At 58.5% G+C, this 9,156-nt stretch carries 7 protein-coding genes; all 7 read right to left on the bottom strand.

Going from position 1 to position 9,156, the window contains the following annotated elements; translation table 11 throughout:
* Nucleotides 1–25 precede the first annotated feature (25 nt).
* Nucleotides 26–1,000 (bottom strand): peptide ABC transporter ATP-binding protein, encoded by a 975-nt coding sequence (locus tag ALO64_RS22610; RefSeq protein ID WP_044344379.1) that lies wholly within the window; start codon nucleotides 998–1,000, stop codon nucleotides 26–28.
* Entirely contained in the window at nucleotides 1,000–1,968 is a 969-nt protein-coding gene (locus ALO64_RS22605; protein WP_002555195.1) for an ABC transporter ATP-binding protein, read from the bottom strand. The genes ALO64_RS22610 and ALO64_RS22605 overlap by 1 nt, the downstream gene beginning before the upstream one ends.
* Before the next feature lie 10 nt (nucleotides 1,969–1,978).
* Nucleotides 1,979–2,890, bottom strand: coding sequence for an ABC transporter permease subunit (locus tag ALO64_RS22600; RefSeq protein ID WP_044344378.1), 912 nt, complete (start codon nucleotides 2,888–2,890; stop codon nucleotides 1,979–1,981).
* 10 nt (nucleotides 2,891–2,900) lie between these two features.
* Nucleotides 2,901–3,911 (bottom strand): ABC transporter permease subunit, encoded by a 1,011-nt coding sequence (locus tag ALO64_RS22595; protein WP_002555193.1) that lies wholly within the window; start codon nucleotides 3,909–3,911, stop codon nucleotides 2,901–2,903.
* A gap of 74 nt (nucleotides 3,912–3,985) precedes the next feature.
* A complete protein-coding gene (locus ALO64_RS22590; RefSeq protein WP_044344377.1) occupies nucleotides 3,986–5,581 on the bottom strand; it encodes an ABC transporter substrate-binding protein in 1,596 nt (531 codons plus the stop codon).
* An 82-nt stretch (nucleotides 5,582–5,663) separates the two neighbouring features.
* Nucleotides 5,664–7,079 carry an OprD family porin gene (locus ALO64_RS22585; RefSeq protein WP_004656773.1) on the bottom strand — a complete coding sequence of 472 codons (1,416 nt, stop codon included), beginning with the start codon at nucleotides 7,077–7,079 and terminating at the stop codon, nucleotides 5,664–5,666.
* 155 nt (nucleotides 7,080–7,234) lie between these two features.
* A complete protein-coding gene (locus tag ALO64_RS22580; RefSeq protein WP_044344376.1) occupies nucleotides 7,235–8,836 on the bottom strand; it encodes an ABC transporter substrate-binding protein in 1,602 nt (533 codons plus the stop codon).
* Between the last annotated feature and the right edge of the window lie 320 nt (nucleotides 8,837–9,156).

Below are 9,156 nucleotides of genomic sequence, written 5' to 3'. Positions count from 1 at the left end.
TTGTCTACACCCTCCTAGCTTCAGCCTATGCCGCTACAAATTGCTCGGCATAGTGGCAGGCCACCTGGCGGTTATCCACCAGGCGCAGTTCCGGTACGTCTGTTGCGCAACGTTCGGTCGCGTAAGGGCAGCGTTTGTGAAAAGCGCAGCCGCTTGGCGGGTTGAGCGGGTTGGGCAGCTCGCCGACGATCTTGATCTTCGGTTTGAGCGGGTCCGGGTGGATGGTCGGGGTCGCTGACAACAGTGCCTGAGTGTAAGGGTGCAGCGGACGGTTGTAGATCTCTTCCTTGGAACCCATTTCCGCTGGCCGCCCCAGGTACATCACCAATACCGTATCGGCGACATGACGCACCACCGAAAGGTTGTGTGAGATGAACACGTAGGCGGTGTTGAATTCCTGCTGCAAATCCATGAACAGGTTCAGCACCTGTGCCTGAATCGACACGTCCAGCGCCGAAGTCGGTTCGTCCGCGACCAGCACTTTGGGCTGTAGCATCATCGCCCGGGCCAGCGCGATACGCTGACGCTGACCGCCGGAAAACATATGCGGGTAGCGCTGATAGTGCTCGGGGCGCAAACCGACCTGAGCCATCATCGCCTGCACTTTTTCCCGACGTTCTGCTGCCGACAGTTTGGTGTTGATCAACAGCGGCTCGCCGAGCTGGTCACCGACTTTCTGGCGTGGGTTGAGCGACGCGTAAGGGCTCTGGAATACCATCTGTACGTCTTTGCGCAACTGCTTGCGCTCGGACTTGCTGGCACCGGTCACTTCCTGGCCAGCGATTTTCAGCGAACCCGATGAAGGTTCTTCAATCAGTGTCAGCGCGCGGGCCAGCGTCGACTTGCCACAGCCGGACTCGCCGACCACAGCCAGGGTCTTGCCGGCTTCCAGTTCGAAGGACACACCGTTAAGCGCGCGCACCAGCGCTGTGCCTTTGAACAGGCCTCGGGAGACTTCGTAGTGACGGGTAAGGTCGCGGGCGGTAAGTACGACGCTCATTACGCCACCTCCTGATTCAAGGGATAGAAGCAGCGCGCCAGGCTATGGGCCTTGGGGTCCAGGCCAGGACGTTCGGTCCGGCAGTTGTCGCGCACATACGGGCAGCGCGGTGACAGCAGGCAACCCTGTGGCCGGTCATAGCGACCCGGAACCATGCCCGGCAGCGTGGCGAGGCGTTCGGCGCCCATGCTGTGCTCGGGAATAGCGGCCAGCAAGGCTTCGCTGTACGGGTGGGCAGGGACCTCGAACAGACCAGGCACCTGACCGACTTCGACGGCCTGACCGGCATACATCACACAGACGCGCTGGGCGGTTTCAGCCACTACCGCCAGGTCGTGAGTGATCAGCACCAGCGCCATGTCCTGCTCTTTTTGCAGGCTCAGCAACAGCTCCATGATCTGCGCCTGAATGGTCACGTCCAGCGCGGTGGTCGGTTCGTCGGCGATCAGCAGCTTGGGTTCGCCGGCGATGGCCATGGCAATTGCTACACGCTGACTCATGCCGCCCGACAGTTGATGCGGGTAGGCATTCAGGCGCGCAGCCGCACCAGGGATTTCGACCTTTTCCAGCAGTTCCAGCGCGCGCTGGCGTGCCGCCTTGCCCGACATGTTCAGGTGCTGGCGCAGCACTTCCTCGATCTGGAAGCCCACGGTGTAACTGGGGTTCAGCGCGGTCATCGGGTCCTGGAAAACCATCGCCAGGTCTTTGCCGATGATGCGACGACGCTGCCGTGCGTTCAGCTTGAGCAGGTCCTTGCCGTCGAAGTTGAGCGCGTCGGCGGTGATGATGCCGGGTGAATCGATCAGCCCCATCAGCGCCATCATGGTCACGGATTTACCGGACCCCGATTCGCCAACAATGGCCAATACTTCGCCTTTCTCGACGCTCAGGGACAGGCCGTCCACAACAGGTACGGCCTTGGCGTCGCCGAAGCGGACGTTGAGATTCTTGATTTCAAGAAGTGACATGCGAATCTCCTCAGGCGGCGTTCTTGAGTTTCGGGTCCAGCGCATCGCGCAGACCGTCGCCCATCAGGTTGATTGCCAGCACGCTGAGCAAAATGGTCAGACCGGGCAGGCTTACGACCCACCAGGCACGTTCGATGTAGTCGCGCGCCGAGGCGAGCATGGTGCCCCACTCAGGCGTCGGTGGTTGTACGCCAAGGCCCAGGAAGCCCAGCGCTGCGGCGTCGAGAATGGCCGAGGAAAAACTCAGCGTTGCCTGAACGATCAGCGGTGCCATGCAGTTGGGCAGCACGGTGATGAACATCAGGCGTGGCAGGGTGGCACCGGCCAGACGCGCAGCCGTCACGTAGTCACGGTTCAGCTCGCCCATTACCGCAGCGCGGGTCAGACGTACGTAGGACGGCAGCGACACGATGGCGATGGCGATCACGGTGTTGATCAGGCCAGGGCCGAGAATTGCCACGATGGCTACAGCCAGCAGCAGCGATGGCAGGGCCAGCATGATGTCCATCAGGCGCATGACCGAAGGGCCTAGCACGCGCGGGAAGAAGCCCGCCAGCAAGCCCAGCAGGATGCCCGGGATCAGCGACATGACCACCGATGCCAGACCGATCAGCAGCGACAGGCGCGAACCCTGGATCAGACGCGACAGCAGATCGCGGCCCAGTTCGTCGGTGCCGAGGATGAATTGCCATTGACCGCCTTCAAGCCACACCGGAGGTGTCAGCAGGAAGTCACGGTATTGCTCGCTCGGGTCATGTGGCGCAACCCATGGGGCGAACAGGGCGCAGAACACGATCAGGATCATGAACAGCAGGCCGGCAACCGCGCCTTTGTTTTTCGAGAACGCTTGCCAGAATTCTTTGTACGGGGATGGGTAAAGCAGGCTTTGATCGACTGCTACCGCATGAGTAGGGGTGCTCATATCGATGATCTCAGCGCTGATGACGGATGCGTGGGTTGGCAAAGCCGTAGAGGATATCCACCACGAAGTTGACCAGGATCACCAGACAGGCGATCAGCAGAATGCCGTTTTGCACGACCGGATAATCCCGGGCACCGATGGCTTCGATCAGCCACTTGCCGATACCGGGCCAAGAGAAGATCGTTTCGGTCAGTACCGCACCGGCCAGCAATGTGCCGATTTGCAGGCCGAATACGGTCAGCACTGGAATCAGCGCATTGCGCAGGCCGTGAACGAATACCACGCGTGCTGGCGACAGGCCTTTGGCCCGTGCAGTACGCACGTAGTCTTCACGCAGTACTTCGAGCATCGAAGAGCGGGTCATCCGGGCGATTACCGCCAGCGGGATGGTGCCCAGCACGATGGCCGGAAGAATCAGGTGATGCAAAGCATCGAGAAACGCGCCTTGTTCGTCACTGAGCAAGGTGTCGATCAGCATGAAGCCGGTGACCGGCGGAATGTCGTACAGCAGGTCGATCCGCCCGGATACCGGCGTCCAACCCAGTGATACCGAGAAGAACATGATAAGGATCAGGCCCCACCAGAAGATCGGCATGGAGTAGCCCGCCAGGGAAATCCCCATGACCCCATGGTCGAACAGGGACCCTCGCTTGAGTGCGGCGATGACCCCGGCCAGCAACCCGAGAATACCCGCAAAAATCAGTGCCGCCAGCGACAACTCAAGGGTTGCCGGGAACAGCGAGGTGAATTCGCTCCAGACACTGGTGCGCGTACGCAGCGATTCACCGAGGTCGCCGTGGGCGAGCTTGCCGATGTAATCGATGTACTGGGCATACAGTGGCTTATTCAGACCAAGACGTTCCATGGCCTGAGCGTGCATTTCCGGATCGACCCGGCGCTCACCCATCATGACTTCGACCGGGTCGCCCGGAATCAGGCGAATCAGGGCGAAGGTCAATAAGGTGATGCCGAAGAAAGTGGGTATCAGCAACCCCACTCGGCGGGCGATAAAACTAAACATCTTGGTGTGTACCTCATCAGCCGGTTAGGCGTGCTCCGGCGAGTCTCGGGTTATGAGCTCGCCGGATTATTTTTCTACTTCACCTGGGTAGTGGCGAAGTTGTTGGTTGTGAGCGGGCTGATTTGGTAGCCCTCCACATTCTTACGCATGGCCGTGAACATTCTGGTGTGAGCCATACTGATCCACGGCTGGTCCTTGTTGAATATTGCCTGAGCTTGCTCATAGAGCGTCGCACGCTCCTGCGGGTTCACTGTTTCGCGGGCCTTGTCGATCAGCGTCTGGAATTCGGCATTGCACCAGCGTGCATAGTTCTCGCCGTTTTTCGCCGCTTCACAACTAAGCATCGGGGTCAGGAAGTTGTCCGGGTCGCCATTGTCGCCTGCCCAGCCGGCAGACACCATGTCATGTTCGCCGTTCTTGGCGCGTTTGAGCATTTCGCCCCATTCCATGACACGAATGTCGATCTTGATGCCGATCTTTGCCAGGTCGGACTGCATCATTTGCGCGCCGAGCATCGGGTTAGGGTTGGTCGGGCCACCGCCGTTGCGGGTGAACAGGGTAAACGTGGTGCCTTCCGGCACGCCTGCTTCCTTCAGCAAGGCGCGTGCCTCGTCGAGGTCGACCGGCGGATTCTTCAGGCTGTTGTTGTAACCCAGCAGGGTCGGCGGATACGGGTTGACTGCTACCAGCGCATTACCCTTGCCGAACACCGCGTTGACATAAGCGTTCTTGTCGAACGTCATGTCAATGGCTTTGCGTACCCGCACATCGCTCAAATATTTGTGCGTGGTGTTGATCGCAATATAGCCGGTGGTCATGGCCTCCATTTCATCGATTTTCAGATTCGGGTCTTTCTTGATGCTCGGCACGTCGTCCGGCTTTGGGTACAGCGCGATCTGACATTCGTTGGCCTTGAGTTTCTGCAGGCGCACGTTGTTGTCGGTGGCGATGGCCAGAATCAATGCTTCAGCAGGCGGTTTGCCGCGGAAGTAGTCCGGATTGGCCTTGAAGCGTACCTGCGCATCCTTGGCATAGCGCTGGAAGATGAATGGGCCGGTGCCGATTGGCTTGCTGTTTAGATCGTTGGTCTTGTCGGCTTTCAACAACTGGTCGGCATATTCTGCCGGGTAGATAGAGGCGAACGCCATGGCCAGGTCGGCCAGGAATGGTGCTTCGCGGCGGGTCAGGGTGAATTTGACGGTGTAGTCGTCAGTTTTCTCGACGCTTTTCAGCAGCTCTTTGAAGCCCATGCTTTCAAAGTAGGGGAAGCCGACGCTCGACTTGTCATGCCACGGGTGTTTCGGGTCCAGCTGACGCTGAAAACTCCAGAGCACATCGTCGGCATTCATGTCGCGGGTCGGTTTGAAGTAGTCGGTGGTGTGGAACTTGACGCCTTTGCGCAGGTGGAAAGTGTAGGTCAGACCGTCTTCGCTGATGTCCCAGGATTCAGCCAGCGCTGGGATAACTTCCGTGGTACCGGGTTTGAAATCCGCCAGGCGATTGAATACGGTTTCAGCCACGGCGTCGGCCGTCACGGCTGTTGTGTATTGCACCATGTCGAAGCCTTCGGGGCTGGCTTCGGTGCAGACTACCAGGGGTTTTGCCGAAACACTGACGGCGACGCTGAGCAGGGCCAGGGCGATCGAGTTGCGTAGCGATAACAGTTTCATTGTGAACCCTCCATAGAGTTGACGCCGATGGTGATGTTCTGGCGCAAGGCTGTTGCCTTGCACCAGAACGGTTTTCAGCGAATCAAAGAATGTTGAACGGAACGGTGGTCACCAGACGGAATTCGTTGATGTTTCCATCAGCCTGATTCTCGCTGGCGCGGTGCGTGGTGTAAGTGGCGCGGATGGCAGTGGCCTTGAGCGGGCCGGACTGCACGGAGTACGACGTACCGATACCGTATTCGTAGTGAGTCTCGCCGTCCATTGCGTTTACGCCGCTCGCTGTCCGAACGCCATTGATTGTCTGGACGTCGCCGTAGACGTTGCCTTTATATTTGGTACCGTCGATGTCCCAGCCGCGCGCCTGGTAAATGTTGAACTTCAGGCCCGGCACGCCATATTCGGCCATGTTCAGTACGTAGGCGATCTGCAGGGATTTCTCGTTCGGGCCGTTGAAGTCCGAGAGCAGGGAGTTGGCCAGGAAGATTGCGTTGGTGTCGTGCGCATAGTCGAAATACTCATCGCCAGACACTTGCTGATAGGCAAGGCTGATGCTGTGAGCGTTATGCGTACCGGTGAACGACAGGCTGTAGGTATCGTTGTCGATAGGGCCCTGTTTGCTTTGACCGGAGTCCTTGGTCTTGTAGTAGTTCAGGTTGGTGCTGAGCGCCAGTGCCTTGCTGTCACCCAGTTCGTGGGTGAAGCCGAAGTAGTACTGGTGCCAGAAATCTTCCAGATTCGATGCATAAAAGCTGGTAGTCAGGCTGTCGGTCGGCTTGTAGTCAGCGCCGAACATGTCCAGGCGGTCGGCGGTCTGGCTGCGATCACCGTACTCGGAGCGGAACTTGTCCAGACTCTGTTCCATACGTGGCGATACGCGGTCGAAGCTACCGGCTTGAAACGACAGGTTGTTGAGCTCGTCGCTCTGTACGGCAACACCCTGGAAGCTGGAAGGCAGTGCGCGGTTGCCAATGAAGGCGATGACCGGGGTGTTCACCGATTGGCGACCCATGGTCAGGACCGTGTTGGAGACTCGCGCCTTGACGTTGCCCAGGCCCATTTTGCTCCACTGACCGACTGCATCGCCGTCACGGTGGGCCAAGGTCCGGTTGGAACTGCCTGCAAAGTCATCGGTGTCACGGTCCAGCGCAATGGCGTTGTACAGTGCCAGCTCGGTGGCGAAACCTACAACTCCCTGCGTGTAGCCAGAGGTGTAGTTGACGATGGTGCCCTGCTGCCAGTTGATACGACGCGAGGTCTGCTCAGCGATGCCGTTGTCGTTGTAGCGGAAAACCTCGCCACGACGCTTCAGTTCGTTGGCGTACCAGTTGCGGGTCGTGCCGGTCAGGTGTTGATCTTCGATAAAGCCATTGGCGTCGGCCTGTGCATTCTTCGAACTTAGCTCGGTCGGTATGAACGTCTGGCTGGCTGGCTCTGCCTGAACCAATGCGCCGAACGACGAGAGAGATAAGGCCAATAATGCAGTGCTTGTTGTTTTCACGATGTGCAGCTCCCTTTATCACTTTTTTATATGCCAGTTCTTAAGCCTGGCTTTTGGTGGTGCAGGGCTTTGGGCCCTGCGTTGTTATCGGTATAAACGCGCAAGTGCTGGCTCTCGCCGTGACACAAGACGGCGAGGGCATGCGGAGTTTCTGATCAGTCGGCGATGCTGACGCCTGAAAAGTTGTTGCGACCAAACGGGCTGACGTGGAAGTCCCTGACCTCGGCGCGCAACGGCTGATTGACCGTCGAGTGGGCAATCGGGGTGATCGGCACCTGTTCCTTGAGGTAGCGTTGCGCCTGTTTGTACAGGTCGGTGCGCTGCTCGCGGTCGGTGACAGCGACGGCGGCCTTGATCAGCTTGTCGTATTTTTCGTCGCACCACATCGAGTAGTTGTTACCGCCAATGGCTGCGCAGCTGTACAGCGTGCCCAGCCAGTTGTCCGGGTCACCGTTGTCGCCGGTCCAGCCGATCAGCGAGATATCGTGTTCGCCATTCTTGGTGCGCTTGAGGTATTCACCCCATTCGTAACTGACGATCCGGACTTTGATGCCGACCTTGGCCCAGTCGGCCTGCAGCATCTCGGCCATCAGCTTGGCGTTGGGGTTGTAAGGACGCTGGACCGGCATGGCCCAGAGGGTCAGTTCGGTGCCTTCCTTGACGCCAGCCGCGCGCAGCAGGGTTTTGGCTTTTTCCGGGTCGTAAGATGCGTCCTTGATGCTGTCATCGTAGGACCACTGGGTCGGCGGCATGGCATTGACTGCCAGTTGTCCTGCGCCCTGATATACCGCGTTGATGATTGCTTGCTTGTTGACGGCCATGTCCAGCGCCTGGCGCACTTCCAGCTTGCCGAGCGGCTCGTGGCGCACGTTGTAGGAGATGTAGCCGAGGTTGAAGCCTGGCTTCTCGATGATCTGCAGGCTTTTGTCTTCCTTGAGGCTGGCGAGGTCTGCCGGACGCGGGTTGACCGAGACCTGGCACTCGTTGGCCTTGAGCTTCTGCATGCGGGCAGAGGCGTCGGTCTCGATGGCGAAAATCAACTGGTCGATCTTCACCCGGCTCGGGTCCCAGAACTCCTTGTTGCCCTTGTAACGAATCTGCGAGTCTTTCTGATAGCGCTGGAACACGAAAGGCCCCGTGCCAATCGGTTGCTGGTTGATGTCGCGCACATCACCCTTGGCCATCAGTTGTTCGGCGTATTCGGCGTATTCGGCGGAGAGGATCCCGGCGAAGTTCATCGCGATGTTCTGGATGAACGCTGCATCGACCGTATTGAGGGTGAACACCACGGTCAGCGGGTCGGTCTTGTCGATGGATTTGATCTTTTTGTTCAGGCCCATACTGGTGAAGTAGGGGAACTCGGTCGGGTAGGCTTTGCGAAACGGATGGTCGGGGTTGAGCATGCGGTTGAAGGTGAACAGCACGTCGTCGGCATTGAAATCACGGCTGGGCTTGAAGTTCTTGTTGCTGTGAAACTTCACGCCTTCGCGCAGATGAAACGTGTAGGTCAGACCGTCTTGCGAAACATCCCATGAAGTAGCCAGCCCCGGAACCACGCTGGTATCGCCCTGCTTGAATTCGGTGAGTCGATTATAGATCGGCTCGGATGCATCGTTATCGGTGGATGAGGTGTATTGAGCACCGTCGAAGCCAGCCGGACTCGCTTCGGAGCAAAACACCAGATTGCTTGCCGCCTGGGCAAACGGGGCCAGTGCCAACAGTCCCAGGCACGACGTCATCGCAAGAGTTTTACGCATGATGATCCCTATCCTTCAAAGGACGAGCCGAGGCTCGAATGTCTAACTGGCCCGAAGGCGCTGACCCGAAAAAGATTTCCGAACAACCTGTCCGCACACATTGGGTTACAACGGCCACGAAGCGGCTGGCTTCCTGCCAGTTGCCGCGACCTCAGGACGGTAATTCGCCAAAGACGCGTGGTATATAGGCTCGCAGGCAGCAAAGTGCGTAGGAAATATCTTAGTGATAGTCGAAGAGTGCCAATATCGACACTTTTTCAACCAACTGCTCGGGGCTCATGTTCAGGTAGAACGGCAGGCTGCGCCGGTTGGGCGGCGCA

The organism is Pseudomonas meliae (assembly GCF_001400515.1).
GTDB lineage: Bacteria > Pseudomonadota > Gammaproteobacteria > Pseudomonadales > Pseudomonadaceae > Aquipseudomonas > Aquipseudomonas amygdali.
Note: the sequence above shows the minus strand (reverse complement) of the source record. Positions and strands in the feature narration are given on the sequence as shown.